Origin of the sequence: Erythrobacter cryptus DSM 12079 (assembly GCF_000422985.1) — a bacterium.
In the GTDB taxonomy this organism is placed as follows: Bacteria; Pseudomonadota; Alphaproteobacteria; order Sphingomonadales; family Sphingomonadaceae; genus Erythrobacter; species Erythrobacter cryptus.
Genome location: NZ_AUHC01000011.1, coordinates 93,942 through 110,628 on the forward strand (window position 1 = coordinate 93,942; position 16,687 = coordinate 110,628).

17 protein-coding genes and 1 tRNA gene are annotated in these 16,687 nt (G+C 67.9%); 10 read left to right on the forward strand and 8 right to left on the reverse strand.

The genetic code is table 11. From position 1 onward, the window contains the following. The first annotated feature begins 4 nt into the window (after positions 1-4). From G524_RS0108810 to dxs, 4 genes are all read left to right on the forward strand, one after another. Positions 5-190 (forward strand): hypothetical protein, encoded by a 186-nt coding sequence (locus G524_RS0108810; RefSeq protein WP_027443390.1) that lies wholly within the window; start codon positions 5-7, stop codon positions 188-190. Positions 191-193: 3 nt separating this feature from the next. Beyond that, on the forward strand, positions 194-889 hold the full coding sequence (gene msrA / locus G524_RS0108815) for a peptide-methionine (S)-S-oxide reductase MsrA (protein WP_027443391.1): 696 nt from the start codon (positions 194-196) through the stop codon (positions 887-889). Positions 890-929: 40 nt separating this feature from the next. Further along, positions 930-1,403, forward strand: coding sequence for a Fur family transcriptional regulator (locus G524_RS0108820; protein ID WP_027443392.1), 474 nt, complete (start codon positions 930-932; stop codon positions 1,401-1,403). 77 nt (positions 1,404-1,480) lie between these two features. Next, positions 1,481-3,418, forward strand: coding sequence for a 1-deoxy-D-xylulose-5-phosphate synthase (gene dxs, locus G524_RS0108825; protein WP_027443393.1), 1,938 nt, complete (start codon positions 1,481-1,483; stop codon positions 3,416-3,418). Here dxs and G524_RS15425 read toward each other — a convergent pair. Further along, positions 3,415-4,389, reverse strand: a complete 975-nt coding sequence (locus G524_RS15425; RefSeq protein WP_051221030.1) for an MlaA family lipoprotein — start codon at positions 4,387-4,389, stop codon at positions 3,415-3,417. The genes dxs and G524_RS15425 overlap by 4 nt on opposite strands. Before the next feature lie 126 nt (positions 4,390-4,515). On the opposite strand from G524_RS15425, the gene G524_RS0108835 reads away from it, so the two are divergent. After that, positions 4,516-5,322, forward strand: a complete 807-nt coding sequence (locus tag G524_RS0108835) for a crotonase/enoyl-CoA hydratase family protein (protein WP_036857673.1) — start codon at positions 4,516-4,518, stop codon at positions 5,320-5,322. A 2-nt stretch (positions 5,323-5,324) separates the two neighbouring features. Next, positions 5,325-5,627 carry a hypothetical protein gene (locus G524_RS16815; RefSeq protein WP_156894052.1) on the forward strand — a complete coding sequence of 101 codons (303 nt, stop codon included), beginning with the start codon at positions 5,325-5,327 and terminating at the stop codon, positions 5,625-5,627. 19 nt (positions 5,628-5,646) lie between these two features. Here G524_RS16815 and G524_RS0108840 read toward each other — a convergent pair whose 3' ends face one another. The 4 genes from G524_RS0108840 to G524_RS0108855 all read right to left on the reverse strand — a co-directional run bounded on the left by G524_RS0108840 (position 5,647) and on the right by G524_RS0108855 (position 10,760). Next, on the reverse strand, positions 5,647-6,324 hold the full coding sequence (locus G524_RS0108840; RefSeq protein WP_027443395.1) for an NnrU family protein: 678 nt from the start codon (positions 6,322-6,324) through the stop codon (positions 5,647-5,649). Between the two features lie 57 nt (positions 6,325-6,381). Then, complete coding sequence (locus G524_RS0108845) at positions 6,382-7,698, reverse strand: amidohydrolase family protein (protein ID WP_027443396.1); 1,317 nt, start codon at positions 7,696-7,698, stop codon at positions 6,382-6,384. After that, a complete protein-coding gene (locus G524_RS0108850; protein ID WP_027443397.1) occupies positions 7,695-9,125 on the reverse strand; it encodes an amidohydrolase in 1,431 nt (476 codons plus the stop codon). The genes G524_RS0108845 and G524_RS0108850 overlap by 4 nt, the downstream gene beginning before the upstream one ends. Before the next feature lie 90 nt (positions 9,126-9,215). Then, positions 9,216-10,760 (reverse strand): peptide MFS transporter, encoded by a 1,545-nt coding sequence (locus G524_RS0108855; RefSeq protein ID WP_027443398.1) that lies wholly within the window; start codon positions 10,758-10,760, stop codon positions 9,216-9,218. A gap of 303 nt (positions 10,761-11,063) precedes the next feature. On the opposite strand from G524_RS0108855, the gene G524_RS0108860 reads away from it, so the two are divergent. Then, positions 11,064-11,420 carry a GntR family transcriptional regulator gene (locus tag G524_RS0108860; protein ID WP_027443399.1) on the forward strand — a complete coding sequence of 119 codons (357 nt, stop codon included), beginning with the start codon at positions 11,064-11,066 and terminating at the stop codon, positions 11,418-11,420. 214 nt (positions 11,421-11,634) lie between these two features. Beyond that, complete coding sequence (locus G524_RS0108865; protein ID WP_027443400.1) at positions 11,635-11,916, forward strand: integration host factor subunit beta; 282 nt, start codon at positions 11,635-11,637, stop codon at positions 11,914-11,916. An 86-nt stretch (positions 11,917-12,002) separates the two neighbouring features. Here G524_RS0108865 and G524_RS0108870 read toward each other — a convergent pair whose 3' ends face one another. Next, positions 12,003-13,691 (reverse strand): cation:proton antiporter domain-containing protein, encoded by a 1,689-nt coding sequence (locus tag G524_RS0108870; protein WP_027443401.1) that lies wholly within the window; start codon positions 13,689-13,691, stop codon positions 12,003-12,005. A 126-nt stretch (positions 13,692-13,817) separates the two neighbouring features. On the opposite strand from G524_RS0108870, the gene G524_RS0108875 reads away from it, so the two are divergent. Both G524_RS0108875 and G524_RS15430 read left to right on the forward strand, forming a co-directional pair. Then, positions 13,818-13,902, forward strand: a tRNA-Leu gene (locus G524_RS0108875). A 142-nt stretch (positions 13,903-14,044) separates the two neighbouring features. Then, positions 14,045-14,701, forward strand: coding sequence for a PilZ domain-containing protein (locus G524_RS15430; protein ID WP_245561333.1), 657 nt, complete (start codon positions 14,045-14,047; stop codon positions 14,699-14,701). Here G524_RS15430 and msrB read toward each other — a convergent pair. Then, the gene (msrB, locus tag G524_RS0108885) at positions 14,698-15,186 is read right to left on the reverse strand and encodes a peptide-methionine (R)-S-oxide reductase MsrB (RefSeq protein ID WP_027443402.1); all 489 of its coding nucleotides are present in this window, start codon (positions 15,184-15,186) and stop codon (positions 14,698-14,700) included. The genes G524_RS15430 and msrB overlap by 4 nt on opposite strands. 75 nt (positions 15,187-15,261) lie before the next feature. Next, the gene (locus G524_RS0108890; protein WP_027443403.1) at positions 15,262-16,611 is read right to left on the reverse strand and encodes a cytochrome P450; all 1,350 of its coding nucleotides are present in this window, start codon (positions 16,609-16,611) and stop codon (positions 15,262-15,264) included. Between the last annotated feature and the right edge of the window lie 76 nt (positions 16,612-16,687).

A 16,687-nucleotide genomic window follows, 5' to 3' on the forward strand; every position in this document is an offset into this window, starting at 1 on the left:
ACCGATGCGTTTCCTCTCCTCAGACCTTGTGCGCCAGTTCGGCATCGGCTTTGCGCTGGGCGCGGTGCTGGTGGTGGGGGCACGGGCGCAGGATGCGGGTGAGGGGATCGCATCGCCCGCCCAGGCGGCCGAGCGTATCGCCGCGAGCGGGCCCACGGCGGACTTCGTGATCGCCCCTGAGGCGCGCTGAGCGATGCGGCGCCGGGCAGGGGTGATCGCCGCTGCCTGCCTCGTGCTCACCGCTTGCGCTGCCCCGGCGGTTGCCGCCGAAGAACCCGTCGATGCCCCTGCAGCAACGCGCATTGCCAGGGAAGGCGCCGGGGGCAGCAAGGGCCTCAAGACCGCGATCTTCGCCGGCGGGTGCTTCTGGGGCGTCGAGGGCGTGTTCAGCCATGTGAGGGGCGTGAGGCGCGCGGTTTCGGGCTATCACGGCGGCACTGCGGCAAGCGCCCGCTATGATGTGGTCTCGAGCGGCCTTACCGATCATGCCGAGGCGGTGAAGATCACCTATGATCCGGCGCTGGTGCGCTATGACGAGCTCTTGCGGATCTTCTTCTCGGTGGTCGCCGATCCCACGCTCAGGAACCGCCAAGGCCCCGATGTCGGCCCGCAATATCGCAGTGCCATCGTGCCCACCAGCGCCGAACAGGCGGCGGTGGCCAAGGCCTATCTGGCCCAGCTCGGCAAATCGGGGCTGTGGCAAAGGCCGATCGTCACCGCGATCGAGCCTTACAAGGCCTTCTATCCGGCCGAAAGCTATCACCAGGACTTCATGGCCAAGAACCCCACCCACGCCTATATCCGCCGCTGGGACGCGCCCAAGCTTGCCGCGCTCAAGGCGATGTTCCCGCAGCATTACCGGGCAAGCTTCCTGAGGGACGCCTCCTAGGCTCTTGGCGAGCGCGCCTGCGCGGGCCTATATCTGCGCCATGGGAGAGATCGCGCCGCATCCCCACACCCACCGCGAGCACACCGGCCCGGCGCTGGTGGCTGAGGCCGCGCGCGCGCTGCGGGCGGCGGGCGAGCAGTGGACGACGATGCGCGAGGCGGTTTTCACCGAGCTTGCCCGGCACGAGCGGCCGGTCTCCGCCTATGACATTGCCGAGAACCTCTCGGCCGCGCGGGGCAAGCGGGTGGCGCCCAATTCGGTCTATCGCATCCTCGATGTGTTCGTGGGCAGCAACCTTGCGATGCGGGTGGAAAGCGCCAATGCCTATCTGGCCAATCGCCACCCTGGCTGCGCGCATGACTGCATCTTCCTCGTCTGCGACGAATGCGGCGAGGCCATCCATGTCGATGACGAGCCGGTGAGCGAGGCGGTGCGCGCCATCGCCGCCGCGCGCCAGTTCGCCGCGCGCCGCCCGGTGATCGAGATCCGCGGTTTGTGCCGCTCCTGCGCCTGAGCGGCCCCCCCCCGCGCCCGATTGACGCCGATCAAGCCCGCATCGACACACCGGGTTTCCCCGTGTAAGGCTGGGGCATGACACAACCGCCTTACACCCCCCTGCTCGATCAGGTTGACACGCCGGCCGATCTGCGCCGCCTGAAGCCCGAGCAGCTGCGCCAGTTGGCCGACGAACTGCGCGCGGAAATGATCGATGCGGTCAGCGTCTCGGGCGGGCACCTGGGATCGGGGCTCGGCGTGGTCGAGCTGACCGTGGCGATCCACTATGTCTTCAACACGCCCGAGGACAAGCTGATCTGGGACGTCGGTCACCAGTGCTATCCGCACAAGATCATCACCGGCCGGCGCAGCCGCATCCGCACCCTGCGCCAGGGCGGCGGGCTCTCGGGCTTCACCAAGCGCTCGGAAAGCGAATATGATCCCTTCGGCGCGGCCCATTCCTCCACCTCGATCTCGGCGGCGCTGGGCTTTGCCATCGCCAACAAGCTCCAGGGAAAGCCCGGGCGCGCGATCGCGGTGATCGGCGATGGGGCGATGAGCGCAGGGATGGCCTATGAGGCGATGAACAACGCCGCCGAGGCCGGCAACCGCCTGATCGTGATCCTCAACGACAATGACATGTCGATCGCCCCGCCGGTCGGCGGGCTTTCGGCCTATCTGGCACGGATGGTCTCCTCGTCCGAATATCTCGGCATCCGCAGCCTCGCCAGCCGCGCGATCCAGAAAATGAGCCGCCGCCTGCACGACACGCTCGGCAAGGCCGAGGAGTTCACCCGCGGGATGGTGACCGGCGGCACCCTGTTCGAGGAATTGGGCTTCTATTATGTCGGCCCGATCGACGGGCACAATCTCGACCATCTCCTGCCCGTGCTCGAGAACGTGCGCGACACCTCCGAAGGGCCGGTGCTGGTCCATGTCGTGACCGAGAAGGGCAAGGGCTATGCTCCGGCCGAAAACAGCGCCGACAAGTATCACGGCGTGCCCAAGTTCAACGTCGTCACCGGCGAGAAGGCCAAGAGCGCGCCCTCGGCCCCGGCCTATCAGGACGTGTTCGGCACCACGCTGGCCAAGCTTGCCGAAACCGACGAGCGCATCTGCGCCATCACCGCGGCCATGCCCTCGGGCACGGGGGTGGACAAGTTCGCCAAGGCCCACCCTGCCCGCGCCTTCGATGTCGGCATCGCCGAGCAGCACGCGGTGACCTTCGCCGCGGGCCTCGCCGCGCAGGGGATGCGGCCCTTTGCCGCGATCTATTCCACCTTCCTCCAGCGGGCCTATGACCAGGTGGTGCACGATGTGTGCATCCAGAACCTGCCCGTGCGCTTCGCCATCGACCGTGCTGGGCTGGTGGGGGCCGACGGGGCGACCCATGCCGGCTCGTTCGACATCACCTATCTTGCCACCCTGCCCAACATGGTGGTGATGGCCGCCGCCGATGAGGCCGAGCTGGTGCACATGACCTACACCGCGGCCGAATATGATGATGGCCCCATCGCCTTCCGCTATCCGCGCGGCAACGGGGTGGGGGTGCCGCTGCCCGAAGTGCCGATGAAGCTCGAAATCGGCAAGGGCCGGGTGATCCGCGAGGGCAGCAAGGTGGCGATCCTCTCCCTGGGGGCAAGGCTTGCCGAGGCCTTGAAAGCCGCCGACACGCTCGAGGCCAAGGGGCTTTCGACCACGGTGATCGACCTGCGCTTTGCCAAGCCGCTCGATGAGGAGCTGATCGCCCGGGCCATGCGCAGCCACGAAGTGATCGTCACGGTCGAGGAAGGCGCGATCGGCGGCCTTGGCGCGCATGTGCTCACCTATGCCAGCGACCACGGCCTCATCGATGCCGGGCTCAAGCTGCGCACCCTGCGCCTGCCCGACATCTTCATCGACCACGACGATCCGGTAAGGCAATATGACCAGGCGGGCCTCAATGCGCCGCATATCGTCGATACGGTCCTGAAGGCATTGAAGCACAACAGCGCCGGCGTGGAGACGAGCGCGGCGGGCGAGGCGCGCGCCTAGCGCCCCTCCACCCGCGCGGCGGGCGCGGTGAGCTGCACGCGCTCGGGCAGCCGCAAGCGGCTGTGCGGCGGCAGCGGCGCGGCGGAAGGCCCTGCGTCCGCACCCGGCTCGGCGGCTTCCTCTTCCTCCTCATCCGCCACCGGCGCGCCCTTGAGCGCGGCGATCTCGCGCGCGCGCCTGGCAAGATAGGTCTCGCGTCGCAGGGTGTAGGGATCGTCCGAGGCGGCGATCATCGCCAGCTCCTCGTCAAAGGCGAGCCGCTGGTCGAGCCCGTTGATGACGAAATAGCCCGCCGCATAGGCCGGGCGGTTGAAGGGCCTTCCCACCGCCAGCGGCAGCAGCGCCTGATCGAGCGTGCTGCCAAACAGATCGCGCACCGTGGTCGCGCCGGTCACCGGCAGGTAGAGATAGGCCCCCGGGCCGACCCCGTAATACCCCAGGGTATTGGCAAAGCCGTTGCGGCGATAGGGAAGGCCGATCCCCGGCTTGGCGGCGATGTCGATCAGCCCGCCAAGCCCGAGGGTGGAATTGATCGCGAGGCGCCCCAAGGTCTCGAACGCCTTGCCCACCTTGCCCTGCAGCAGGAAGTTCAATGCATTGCTCGGCTCGCCAAGGTTCCTGACCACATTGCCAAGCCCATCGCGCAGCGGCCCCGGCAGGTTGTCGCGATAGGCATGGGCGACCGGCTCGACGACGGCGCGATCGACCGCCTGGGAGATGCGGTAGCTCTCCTCGTTGACCCCGATCATCGGGTCCTGCTTGGGCGGGCCATATTCGCCCTCAACCACGATCTCGCGATCGGGCGGCGCGGCTTCGCCTGCCGCTTCGGGCGGGGCGGCGCCCGGCGCGGAGCCTTGCGCCGCGGCAAGGCTCCAGTCCGCCGGCACGGGCGCGGCGGATGGCTCGCGGGCAGGCGCAGGCGGTGCGGCGAGGAGCGCAGGCGCGGCGGCAATCAACGCGAGCATCGGCATGGGCCTCCTCAAGAAGCTCCTCTTGTGACGGGCCGATCCTGACGCATGATCGCCATTCTTGCCCTTTGTGCCCCTGCGCACTAGGCAGGCTGGCGCAACTCCCGCCAAAGCGCAAGGCCCCCCGCAATGACCGCAAGCCCGCTGCTCGATATCGCCCGCGAAGGGCCGATCGCCATCCTCACCTTCAACCGTCCCGAGGCGATGAACCCGCTCGGCGCGCCGGGCGATGGCGATGCCTTTGCCGCCGCCTGCCAGGCGCTCAACCGCGACATGGAATGCCGGGTGGTTATCCTCACCGGGGCCGGCAAGGCCTTCAGCGCCGGGGGCGATATCAAGGCGATGCGCGACAAGAGCGGCACCTTCGGCGGCACCACCCCGGCGATTTCGGATGGCTACCGCGACAATATCCACCAGATGCTGCGCGCGCTCTATGGCCTGCGCGTGCCGGTGATCGCCGCGGTCAACGGCCCGGCGATCGGCCTCGGGTGCGATGTCGCCTGCCTTGCCGACATCCGCATCGCTTCCGAAAGCGCGCGCTTTGGCGTCACCTTCTTGAAGCTCGGGATCATCCCCGGCGATGGCGGCACCTGGATCCTGCCGCGGGTAATCGGCATGAGCCGCGCGGCCGAATTGTTCTACACCGGCGAGGTGATCGATGCCGCGACCGCCAAGGACTGGGGGCTTGTCAGCCGCGTGGTGCCTGCCGAGGCGCTGATGGACGAGGCCCGCGCGCTTGCCACCAGGATCGCCGCGATGCCGCCCCACGCGCTGCGCCACACCAAGAACCTGCTGCGCCAGGGTCAGCAGATGAGCTATGACAGCGCGCTCGAACTTGCCGCCAACACCCAGGCGATGATGCACACCACCGCCGACCATGCCGAGGGTGTTGCGGCGCTGATCGAGAAGCGCAGTCCTATTTTCAGTGGAGTTTAATCGTGAGCGAGTTAAATCCAATACTCTTGGACATAGTTCAATCTGTCATTTCCGGATTGGTCATGGCTCTGGCAGTTTTTCTTGGTATATTTTTCAGTGAAAAGATTGAGAATAAGAAGAACTATGTTGATTTGCTCAAGAAGGAAATACTTGCTCGATACGAACAAGAGCATATTTTAGCTGTCGAGTTGGCAAATCACACAAATAAAAGCGTGAAGACATGGAAAACGCAAACCCGCAATCAAGCCCATGAGATTACTGGCCATCGGCCCAGGCTCACTCCGAAAAGCAAGGAACTGCGCTAGCTACCCAAGCTTCAACCAGTCAGCCCAGCCACTTCCACACCCCCGCGGGGATGCCGGCGCGCCACAGGTGCAGCCAGCTTGCCCCCAGCCACAGCACCGTGCCCGCCACCAGCGGCACCGCGCCCACGCGCGCGAACTGGCCGAGCCGCGGCCAATAGCTGGTCTTCCTTGACCATTCTTCCCAGGCCGCGCCCATCTGCGCGGCCTTCTTGGCATCCTGGAGGTGCGCCCCCACCAGCGCGAGAAAGCCCATGGCGAGCGCCGTCACCATCGTGCGGGTGCTCCAGAACAGCACCAGATGCGATGCCGCCCACAGGCCGATCCCCCACATCATCGGGTGGCGGGTGACGCGGAAAACGCCCCGCGGCTCGGCCCGGGCCTGGGCCTCGGCCTGGGGCGTGGGCAGCGCCGGATTGCCCGCGAGCGAGCCGGCCAGCAGCACCATCGCCGGCCAGGTGAGCAGGGTGGCGAGCACCCAGCCCGCCTCGCCCGAGCCGGGAAGATCGGCCCCCGGCGCGGCGATGAAGGCGAAATAGACCCAGGCGAGCGCCGCGAGGCTGACGAGGCTGTAGCCGATCTGGAACCCGCTCGCCCCCAGCGCCTTGACCATGGCGCCGCGCAGGGGATGCGACATGGCAAGGTGCGAGCCGACAAAGGCGATGTTGGCGGCGATGAGGTTGGCGATGGCGCTGTCCATTAATGCTCCCCCGGATGCTTGATCCGGAGGGCCTTATAGCACGCGCCGCCCGCCTGCCTACCAGTCGAAGGCCTTGGGCCGATCGCTCTCGTCAAGATCAAGATAGCGGTCGCGCAGGCGGGTCTGGTGGTTGGTGAGATCCTGCTTGACGCCCCCGATATAGACCCTGGTGGGCACCGAGCCGACTTCGAGCGGATCGCCATCCCAGATCACCACATCCCCGAGCGCCCCGGGCTTCAACACCCCGGCCTTGCCGCCGAGGCCGCTGATCTCGGCCGGGACCGAGCTGATCGCGGCAAAGGCCGCGCCCCAGCTCATCCCGCTCGCCCCCGGCACGCGGGTGAGCGCGACGAGATTGCCCGCCACCTGCTGCAACCGGCGCGGATCCTGGAGGCTCCCGGCATTGATCGCCACCTTCACCCCGGCGCGCGCGAGGCGCCCGGCATTGGACTGGGTGGCGCCCAGTTGCTCGAAGCTCTCGGGCAGGTCGGTAAGGCCATTGGCGATCACGGGCACCCCGGCTGCGGCAATCGCATCGGCCACCAGCCAGCCCTCGCTCGCCCCCACCAGCACCAGATCGAGCCTGGGAAAATCGCGCTTGATCGCCAGCACCGCGCGGATATCGGCGGCACGCTCGGCAGCGACATAGAGCTTTTGCCGCCCGGTCACCACCGGCACCAGTGCCTCGGCATCGAAGCGGCCGAGGAACAGGTCATCGCCGCGGGCGATCTCGGTGGTCTGCGGAGTGCCCGTGCGCCCGACCAGCGCCTCGGCCTCGCGCAGCGCGGCGCGCAGCAGCACATGGGCAGCGACGCGGCTGCCGCCGGCCAGTTCGGCCCCGCCCTCGCCCAGCGCCACCATCTGGAAGGCGCGCGGCTGCATCACCGCCTGCCCATCGCCATCAAGATCGATGAGCGCCCCCTGGCCGGCAAAGATCGAGCCAGAGGGCAGGGTGGTGGTGGCCGCGCGGGTGATTCCGGCGGCGCGGTGGACGAGAATGTGCTGCGAGGCCGGGTTGATGATCGCCGCGGCATCGAGCGCGGCGCTGAAGGGCGCGGAGCGGGCGGTGATATCGTTCGATTCGCCCACCGCAGAGACATCGGCAAGGCCGAGCGTCGTCACCGTGGCGAACAGCCCCGGGGTGACCCAGGCCCCGGCGGCATCCACCGTCTCGCCTGCGCTGGGCGCGCCGCCGGCCGGCCCGGCATAGACGACGCTGCCGCCGCGCACGACCACGGTGCCGTTCGCGATCGGTTCAGAACCATCGCCGATCACCAGCCGGGCATTGGTGATGGTCACGTCCTGCGCCAGGGCCGGGGCGGCGGCAAGCGCGAGCGCGCAGGAGCTCAGCGCCGCGGCAAGAAGGCGCTTCATTTCACGTCTCCTTCACCGGGCTGGCCGAGCTCGAAATCGCTCACCGGGCGCAGCTTGGGGTTGGTGGCATCGAACATCAGCGCCCCGTCGATCCACACCTTTTCGGGCCGCGAATAGACCGAGAGCGGGTGGCCGTTCCACAGCACCACATCGGCCATCTTGCCCGGCTCGAGGCTGCCGGTCATTTCGGCAATGCCCATGGCCTTGGCCGGGTTGTAGGTGATCCACTGGATCGCCACGCCATCGGGAATGTCGATCCCCAGCCGCTGCCCGGCCTTCTGCGCCTTGCGCGCTTCCTGGTTGAGCCGCTGGATATCATTGGCATCATCGGAATGGATCACCACGCAGGCGCCCTCGCGCTGGAGGAAGGCGGCATTTTCAAGGATGCCGTCATAGCTTTCCATCTTGAAGCCATACCAATCGGCCCAGATCGCGCTGCACACGTCATTCTCGCGCAGCAGATCGCCGATCTTGTAGGCCTCGACCGCGTGGTGGAAGGTCGAGACCTTGTAGCCCATCTCCTTGGCCATATCGAGCACCAGGGCCATCTCGTCGGCGCGGTAGCAATGGTTGTGGACGAGGATTTCGCCCTTGAGCACGCCCACCAGCGTCTCCTTGGCCAGATCGCGCTTGGCCTCCTTGTTGTTGGCATAGTCGATCGCAGCGAGCCAGGTGCTGCGGTTGACGGCGAAATTGCCCATCCGGGTCGAAGGCATCCGCCCCTTGCCACCATAGACACGCTTGGGGTTTTCGCCGCAGGCCATCTTGAAGCCATAGGGCGCGCCGGGAAACTTCATCCCCTGCACCGTGCGCGCGGGCACGTTCTTGAGCGTGACCGAGCGCCCGCCCATCAGGTTGGCCGAACCGGGCAGAATCTGCAGGGCGGTGACCCCGCCATTGGCGAGCGCGCGGGTGAAGCCCGGGTCTTGCGGCCAGACCGAATGTTCGGCCCAGACCTCGGGAGTGGTGGGACTGGTCGCCTCGTTGCCATCCGAATGGGCCTGCACCGCCGGGGTGGGATAGTCGCCAAGGTGCGAATGGATGTCGATGATCCCGGGGGTGACGAACTTGCCCGTGCCATCAAGCACGGCAATGTCCGCCGGGATCGGGGTGTCCGGCCCGCCCACGGCGACGATCTTGCCTCCGCTCATGAAGACCACGCCATTGTCGATCTGCCCGCCGCGGCCATCGAAGATGGTGGCGCCGCGGATCGCGGTGGCGATGCCGGGATAGGGCCTGTAGGTCGAGGGGAAGACGCCCTCGGCCTCCTTCTTGGCGACGAGGGTGGGCGTATCGGCTGCGTCCTTGCCCTTCTTCTTGTCCTTCTCGCGCGCTTCGAGCGCGCCGGCGCCAAGGCTGAGCGCGAGCGCGCCCGCCAGCATCACAAGCGCGCCCCAGCGGGCGCGCCGCGGTGTGTGTGGTGTCATCACAAGCCCTTCCCGTTTCCCGGCGATGAGCTATGCCGGGAAGCGGGGGGCTTGTCCATGCCGCTGGTCGATTGCTGTTGGCGGCTTGCCCTACTCGGCCGGGCGCGGGGCGGGATAGGCCTCGTCCGCGGCAGGCATGTCGGTGCCGGCCGGGCTGTCATCCCTGAGGGTGTCAAGGTGCATCAGACGCTTGATCAGCGGGCTGACCACCAGCACGCCAACGCCCACCGCCACCGCGATCCAGCCGATCTGGCTATAGACGTCGAGCACCACCTGCTGGCCCGCGCCCTCGCCGCTCGCCCGCTCCGATCCGGTCGCCGCGGCGATCAGCCCGGCGACGAAATTGCCGGTGGCCGAGGCGAAGAACCAGGTGCCCATGATGAGGCTCGCCATGTGCGCGGGCGCGAGGCGGTTCATCGCCGAAAGGCCCACGGGCGAAAGGCACAGCTCACCGGTGGTGTGGAGCAGGTAGATGAGGAAGATGAACAGCACCGGGGTAAGATCGCCCGTCGCCGCGCCCGCCACCAGCACGAGGAAGCCCGCGCCCAGCTGGATCAGCGCCAGGCCGAACTTGGCCGGGGCCGAAGGCTCAAGCCCCCGGCGCCCGAGCCAGGTCCACAGCGTTGCAAAGAGCGGGGCGAGCAGCACGATGTAGATCGCGTTCACCGACTGGAACACCGAGGCCGGCACGCCGGCACGATCGACATAGCGATCGGTGTAGAGGTTGAGGGAGGAGCCGGCCTGTTCGAACAGCGCCCAGAACAGGATCGAGCCGATGATCAGGAACAGCGCGGCAAAGATGCGGTCACGATCATGCGCGGGCAGGCGCACCACCGCGATGAACAGCACATAGGCGACCAGCACCGCCCCGGCGGCGCCGAGCAGCGTGCCCACGATCGCCTGGTTCTGCACCATCCACCAGCACGCGCCCACCGCGAGGATGCCGAGCGCATAAAGGCCCCATTCGGTGCCCCGCGAAAGCGCGATCGGCGGCTCGCCGCGGCCGAGCAGCAGCGGCTTGAACCCGACAAAGACGATGAGGCCAAGCAGCATCCCCACGCCCGCCGCGCCGAAGCCATAGGCCCAGCCATAGGTCTCGCCGAGGTAGCCGCACAGCAGCGACCCGATCGCCGCGCCCAGGTTGATGCCCATGTAGAAGATCGTGTAGGCCCCGTCGCGCCGCACATCGGTGCGGGGATAAAGCTGCCCGACGATCACCGAGATATTGGCCTTGAGGAACCCTGAGCCGACGATGATGAAGGCGAGCGCCAGCCAGAAGATGTTGAGGCTGGCCGCATCCTGCCCGCCATTGCCTTCAAAGCCCATGAGGAAGTGCCCGAAGGTCAACAGCACCGCGCCATAGGTCACGGCCTTCCTCTGGCCCAGATATTTGTCAGCCAGATAGCCGCCGAGCACCGGGGTGATATAGACGAGCGCGGTGTAGGCGCCGTAGATCACCCCCGCCTCGGCATCGGAAAACAGCCAGTGCTTGGTGAGGTAGAAGATCAGGAGGGCGCGCATCCCGTAATAGGAAAAGCGCTCCCACATCTCGGCAAAGAAGAGGACGAACAGTCCCTTGGGATGGCCGAGGAAAGTCCCGGCGCTGTCCCCGTGCGGAAGTTCAGCAGTGGCCATGCGAAAATCTTGTCCCTTGTGCGCGCCGCTCCGGCCGCGCTTCGCTGGCCGCGCACCCTAGCGGCTGCCTCGCGCTTGTGAAGCTTTTGTTGCGCGGGCGGGAAACGACACGGCCCTGGCCCTGCCCTTTCCATGCAGGGCGTGCCCATGCAGCACGGCGAGATGCAGCAGCCCCGGCCCGGCAATCGACGGGCCGCAAGCGCAAACGCGCGCCCGCAGGGGCCCGTAGCGAAGCGAAGGAACAGCCCCGAGGAGGTGCCCGCGGAGGCGGGCACGCAAATAAATTGACCGCATGGCTGTATTATGGCACTGAAGCACCTGATGAGCGCCAACCGCCCGGTCTATCTCAAGCTGCGCGATCAGATCGCCGCGGCGATCATCGACGGGATCTATGCCGAGGGCGAGATGCTCCCCTCGGTGCGCGCGCTCGCGGCCGAGCAGGGGGCCAATCCGCTCACCGTCGCCAAGGCCTATCAGCAGTTCCAGAACGATGGCCTCGTCGCGGTGCAGCGCGGGGTGGGCATGTATGTGGTGCGCGGCGCCGCCGAACGGTTGCGCGCAGCCGAGCGCGAGGCCTTCCTGCGCGAGGAATGGCCCGAGATCCTGCGGCGGATGCGGCGCCTGGGGCTCGATCCGGCCGACCTTGCCGAAAGGGTGTGATCGGCCACGCCTTGCTGACATTTGTGCAGGTTGCGCCGATTGCCCAAGTGTGACACTATCTTGCGCGTCGGCAGGGCGAGTGGTCGCAGCGCCTCGCCGTCAAGGATGAGGGGGCGCCGCAAGGGTCGCGGGCGCATCGGGACAAAAGCACAGGGGCAACCCGCAAGGGCGCCTGCACGCCGGCATATCCGCGCGCAGGTGCCGGGAGATCGAGATGATCAGATCGGAATTGCTGCAGGAACTCCACAAGGACAATCCTGAGCTGCGCGCCGAGGAAATCGAGCAGGTGGTGGACATCTTCTTCGACGAGATCGCCCAGCGTCTCGCCGAAGGGGGCCGGGTCGAGCTGCGCGGCTTTGGCGCCTTTTCCACCCGCGAGCGCGAGGCGCGCACGGGTCGCAACCCGCGCACGGGTGAGGCCGTGGCGGTGCCGGAAAAGCGCGTGCCCTATTTCAAGGCCGGCAAGGAAATCCGCGAGCGCCTGAACGCCAAGTAGCCCGCGCGCGCCGCCAGGCAGGCGGGTGCGCCTTGGGCGCGATAGCCAATGTTTCACGTGAAACATTGGCGCGTCCCTCGCGCCTCTCACGCGGCGAGCGGCTGCGGGGTGCTGTCCTGCGCGAGGCCCGGCACCGGCAGGGCGCGCTCATGCCCGAGTGCGGCAAAGACGAGGTCAATGAGCTTCTCGCGCCCGCCGCTCTGGCTCATGTCCACCGGCACCAGCCCGAGCGCGTCCATCTCGCGCGCCGCCTCGGCGCCGGGCACGGCGATGATCCGCACCAGATCGGGCACGCGCGCGGCGATCAGCGGGGTGAGCGCACGGCTCGGCTCGGTCGCTCCGGTCGCCACCACCACCACCTGCCGCCGAGCCATCCCGATCGCCTCCCAGCTGCGCGGATCGGCGGGATTGGCGCGGTGGACGGGGTAGCCATCGGCCAGCGCCATGCGGAAGCGCGCCTCCTCCGGCTCGAGCGCGAGATAGGCGATGTGGTTGAAGGTGAGCGCATCGGCGAGCGCGCGCCCGGCCGCGGTCATGCCGATGATCACCACCGGCGCGTCCTCGCCGGCAAGGGGGCGATCGGGCGGGCCGCGCCGCAGGTGCCCGGCAAGCCTGCGCCCGAGGTTGGAGACCAGCGGGGTTGCCGCAAGGCTGATCGCGATCGCGGTCACCAGCGCGGCGATCAGGCGCGGCTCGGCCAGCCCCGCCACCGCCGGCAGCGCCAGCAGCACCAGCGCGAACTCGCTCCCCTGCCCGATGAGAAAGCCGAGCTGGATCGAGCCGGGCACCGACCAGCGGTTCATCAGCGCGGCGATCACGTTGACGGCGCATTTGACCAGGATCAGCCCCAGCGTGATCGCCAGCACCAGCGGCCAGTCCTCGACCAGCAGCGCCGGATCGATCCCGAGCCCGACCGAGATGAAGAAGAAGCTGAGGAACAGCCCGCGAAAGGCGTCGATCTCGGTCTGCACCAGGATGCGGTACCGCGAATCGGCCACCGCCATGCCGCCGAGAAAGGCCCCGAGGGTGAGCGACAGGCCGGCCATGCCGGTGGCCCAGCCCGCCGCCAGCGCCAGGAACAGCGCGGTGGCGGTATAGACCTCGGTGGTGCCCGCCCGCGCGATCAGGGCAAACAGCGGCTCGGTGAGATAGCGGGCAAAGAGCACCGCGATGGCGAAGGCCGCAAGCGCCTTGGCCGCGGCCAGGCCGAGCGCCGGGGCGAGCGCCCCACCATCGGCGAGCGCCCCGGCCGCCACCAACAGGAGAATCGCGGCGATATCCTGGAAGATCAGGATCGCCTGCGCCGCGCGCCCGACCGGGCAATCCTCCTGCCCGCGCTCGCGGATGAGGCCGATCACCACCGCGGTGGACGAAAGGCCGAGCGCAAAGCCGGCGATCACCGCAAAGCCCGCCGGCAGGCCGAAGGCGGCAAGGATGAGGGCAAAGGCCCCGCCCGCCACCAGCATCTGCAGCGCCCCGAAGCCGAAGATCGTGCCGGCCTCGGCGCGGATGCGCCCGAGCGAGAAATGAAGGCCGAGGTTGAACAGCAGGAACATCACCCCCGCCTCGGCCATGGCAGCGACCACCGGGCCGCGGAAATCCTCGGCCATGCCAAGGCTTGCGAGCGCCAGCCCCAGCCCGAGATAGCCGACGATCGGATTGAGCCTCACGGCCCGGGCGACAAGCGCGGCAAGGATGCCAAGGCCAAGCAGGGTGATCGCCGGCTCGATCGTGGCGAGCACTCCGTGGCCTGCCTCATCGCCCGCGCCCGCCATTGCCCCTGTGCCCCTGTGCCTGCGTCCGGGCCCACGCCGGCCCACCTTCCTCCACATGGGGGCTCGCCCGGGTGCTGGCAAGCGCTGGCCATCGCGGGGCCACCTGTGGCAAGGGCCTCAGCCAAGGCGGGCGTGGCGGAATGGCAGACGCCGGGGACTTAAAATCCCCTGAGCTTGGCTCGTGCGGGTTCGAGTCCCGCCGCCCGCACCACGCATGTGCGCCCGCTGGAACAAGGGGGGCGCGCGATTAGCCGGCTTTTAACGTCTTTGTTCCTATCCCGCTGGGTTGAGCATGGGATCACCGCGTCCCGCTGGCGCTGCACCCCGGCGCGGCGGGTAAGGGGCGAACTGGCATGGACAAGGCGGCTTCATCGGCGATGTGCGCAGCGCCTGCGGGCGCGCCGGACGGCAATGCGGGCGCAGAACAGCGCGCCGCCCCGCGCGTCACGCTGCTGATCCGCGCCGCCAAGCTGGTCTCGAGCACCGACGAATTCGTCTGCGTCATCCGCGATGTTTCCGAGACCGGGGTAAGCGTCAGGCTGTTCCACGATCTTCCCGCCGGCGAGGCGCTGGAACTGCACATGCCCGCCGGCGCGATCTATCCCATCGGCCGGGTGTGGCACCGCGGCAACGAGGCGGGCTTTCGCTTCCTCAGCGCTCCGGTCGCGGTCGAGGCGCTGGTCAACGAGGCGAGCGACTATCCCAAGCGCGGCCTCAGGCTGTCGGTCAGCCTGCCGGTGCGGCTGCGCAGCTCGGCGGGCGAGCAAATGGTGCGGGTCGAGAACCTCTCGCAGCAGGGCGCCAGGCTGGCGTGCGAGAGCCTGCTGGCGATCGACCAGGCGGTGCAGCTCGATCTGCCCGATGCGCAAGGAACGCCGCGCGCGGTGCGCGCCAAGGTGCGCTGGCGGCGCGAGCGGCATTATGGCGTGGTGTTCGACGACACCTTCACCCTCGGCGATTTCGCCCGGCTCGCCGCGCGGCTCCAGGCGCCCGAACTGCTCACCGGCTAAGCCGGCACGAAGCGGAGCGCGACACCGTTGATGCAGTGGCGCTTGCCGGTGGGGGGCGGGCCATCGCCGAAGATGTGCCCCAGGTGCCCGCCGCAATCGGCGCAATGCACCTCGGTGCGCGGATAGCCGATCAGGTAATCGGTGCTGGTGCCGACCGCGCCCTTGTCGATCGCGCGCCAGAAGCTCGGCCAGCCGGTGCCGCTGTCATATTTGTGCGCGGATGAATAGAGCGGATTGGCGCAGCCGACGCACACGAAGGCGCCCTTGCGCTTCTCGCCATTGAGCGGCGAGGTGAAGGCGCGCTCGGTGCCGGCCCGGCGCAGCACATAGAACTGCTCGGCCGTCAGTACGCGCCGCCATTCGGCCTCGCTCCTCGCCTTGGGAAAAGATTTGGCCGCGGCCGGGGCGGCGCTGCAGGCGCCCAGCAGCGGCAGGGCGGCGCCGAGGGCAATGAGGCGGCGGCGGCTGAGGCGTGGGGGCAACATCACGATCTCCTTGAGGCAAGGCCTCGCCTTGCCCCCCTGATACGCCCGCGCCCCGCGGCAGGTTTCACCCCCGGCTCAAAAGCGGGTGATCTCGACCTCGAGCTTGCGGAAGCCGTGGACGAAATTGGCGCGCACCCGCTCGACCTCGCCCGCCACGTGGACGCGCATCCGCCGCTTGTGCAGTTCCTCGAGCAGCACGCGCAATTGCAGCTCGGCCAGACGCGCGCCGACACAGCGGTGGATGCCATAGCCGAAGGCCAGGTGGCGCCGGGCGTTCTCGCGGGTGATGTCGAGCACGTCGGGGTTATCGAACACCTCCTCGTCGCGGTTGGCGCTGATATACCACAGCACCACCTTGTCACCCTTGCGGATGGTCTGGCCGAAGACCTCGGTGTCCTCGGTAGCGGTGCGGCGCATGTGGGCCAGCGGGGTCTGGTAGCGCAGGCATTCCTGCACCGCGTTGGGGATGAGTTCGGGGTGTTCCTCGAACAGCTTGCGCTGCTCGGGGAAGCGGTCCATCGCATGGATGATCCCGCTCATGGTGTTGCGGGTGGTGTCATTGCCGCCGACGATCAGCAGCACCAGGTTGCCCATGAATTCCTCGGGCCGCATCTGGTTCATCGCCGGGGAGTGGATCATCATCGAGATGAGATCATCGCCCGGCTCCTTGGCCATCGACCGCTCGACCCACAGCGACTGGAAATAGGCCGCCATCTCGTGGAGGATCTGCCAGCGCAGCTCATCAAGCTCGCGCACGGTGGCAAGCTCGGTATCGCCCGACCAGTCCGACCAGAAGGTGAGCAAGCGGCGGTCTTCCCAGGGGAAGCCGAAAAGGATCGCCAGCATCCCCGTGGTCAGCTCGATCGAGACCTTGTCGACCCAGTCGAACACTTCCCCGCGCGGGAGCGAATCGAGCAGTTCGCCGGTGCGCGCCCGGATCTCGGCCTCCATGTCGGCCACCGCCGAAGGGGTGAACTTGGGCGCCACGGTGCGGCGCTGGCCGGTGTGCTGGGGCCGGTCCATGGCGATGAACATCGGCAGCTCGCGCCGCTCCAGCCCCATCTCGGCCAGCTCAGCATCATCGGGCCGTTCCAGAATGGTGATCCCGCCATATTCCCAGCTCGAGGAGAAGGTCTCGGGCAGGGCCTCGATATGCTGGATCGCCTTGTGGCTGACCACCGCCCAATAGGGACCATAGGGGCTTTCGGGGATGTAGTGGAGCGGCCCGGCCTTGCGCATCTCGGCAAAGATCGGCTGCCAGGTGTCCTCGAAATAGATGTCCGAGCGGCTCACGTCCCAGGGATGGGGGTGGTGCAGGCGCTCCTCGGGATGGGCGGCAAAATGGGCCTTGAGCGCCTCATAGGCGCTGGGGGCGCGGCGCACCTGCGGGCGCGCAATCGGGCTGGGCGGGGCAATGGTGGCCATGTCTCTCTCCCGTCGGGCAGCCTCTGGAGTGGGCCGCTCCCTTCACGAGTCGCATCCTGCCGCAACTGACACCAAT